General features: G+C 79.1%; 1 pseudogene. It reads left to right on the top strand.

The features are described 5' to 3' along the window. Window positions 1-1,543 (top strand): annotated as a pseudogene (locus tag AWC27_RS31575) (PE family protein); the annotation flags it as partial.

Here is a 1,543-nt window from a genome sequence, read left to right as displayed (position 1 = left end):
TGCGGAGCCGGCGGCATGTTCGGCGCCGGCGGCACCGGCGGCAGCGGCGGGCACGGCGCAACGGCCGGTGGGGCCGGCGGCGCCGGCGGCAATGCCGGCATGCTCAGTCTCGGCGCCGGCGGCGCCGGCGGAATAGGCGGGGAGGGCGTCACTCCCGGCGGCAGCGGCGGGGCCGGCGGAGCGGGGGGCAACGCCGGGATGTTCTTCGGCGACGGCGGCGCCGGCGGCGCCGGCGGTTTCGGCGCGGCCAACGGCGGGAAGGGCGGCGCCGGCGGCCACGCCGGCATGCTCGACGGCTCCGGCGGCGCCGGCGGTACCGGCGGCCAAGGCGGAACCACGAATGGCGGTGGCGGCGGCGCCGGCGGCACACCCGGGATGATCGGCAACGGCGGCAACGGCGGCAGCGGCGGCGCGGGCGGGAAGGCCGGCGGCACCGGAGGAGCCGGCGGCAACGCCGTGCTGCTCGGCGACGGCGGCAACGGCGGCCAAGGTGGAACTGGCACCACTGCGGGCAAGGCCGGCGCCGGCGGCATCGGCGGACAGCTGTTGGGTCTCGACGGCTTCAACGCGCCTTCCGGCAGCTCACCGATGCACACCATGGCGCAGCAGACCCTCAATGCGATCAACAATCCCGTCCAGGCGTTGACCGGGCGCCCGCTGATCGGCAACGGCAGCAACGGCGCTGCCGGCACCGGGGCCCCCGGCGGCGACGGCGGGTGGCTGTTCGGCAACGGCGGGGCTGGCGGATCCGGCGCGGCCGGCGCCACCGGCGGCACCGGCGGAACCGGCGGTGCCGGCGGAATCTTGTTCGGCTCGGGCGGGACGGGCGGCGCCGGCGGACCCGGTGTCACCACCGGCGGGGCCGCAGGCGCCGGTGGGTCGGCCTTCTTGATCGGATCGGGTGGCAGCGGCGGGACCGGCGGCACGGCGGTGGCTCCCGCCGGCACCCCCGGTCCATTCACCGGCGGGGCTGGTGGGCGCGGCGGCAACGCGGGCGCCCTGTTCGGTGCCGCCGGAAACGGTGGGGCCGGCGGCGGCCCCGGCACCGGCGGACCCGGTGGAGCCGGCGGCACCGGCGGGCTGTTCGCCAGCGGCGGAGTCGGCGGCTACGGCGGGTCCGCCGGAATCGGCGGAGCGGGCGGCGCCGGCGGCGGCGGCGGACTGTTGGCCGGCGGTGGGGACGGCGGCTCTGGCGGGTTCGGCACCACCACAGGTGGGATCGGCGGGGCCGGCGGCACCGGCGGGCTGTTCGGTGGCGGCGGTAACGGCGGAGCCGGTGGATACAGCCTTACCACCGGCGGGACCGGCGGCCACGGCGGGAACGCCGGGTTCCTTGCCGCCGGTCCGGCTGGCGGCGCGGGCGGTAGCGGCGGCGGCGCCACCACCGGTACCGGCGGAAACGGTGGAATCGGCGGCAACGGCGGCCTGCTCTTCGGCTCCGGTGGGGCCGGCGGCAACGGGGGTGAGGGATTGTCCAACTCCACCGGCGGGGCCGGCGGGGCCGGCGGGCTGTTCGGTGGCGGCGGTAACGGCGGAGCCGGTG

Origin of the sequence: Mycobacterium szulgai, assembly GCF_002116635.1 — a bacterium.
Classification (GTDB): domain Bacteria; phylum Actinomycetota; class Actinomycetes; order Mycobacteriales; family Mycobacteriaceae; genus Mycobacterium; species Mycobacterium szulgai.
This window is presented reverse-complemented; position numbering and strand designations above follow the sequence as displayed.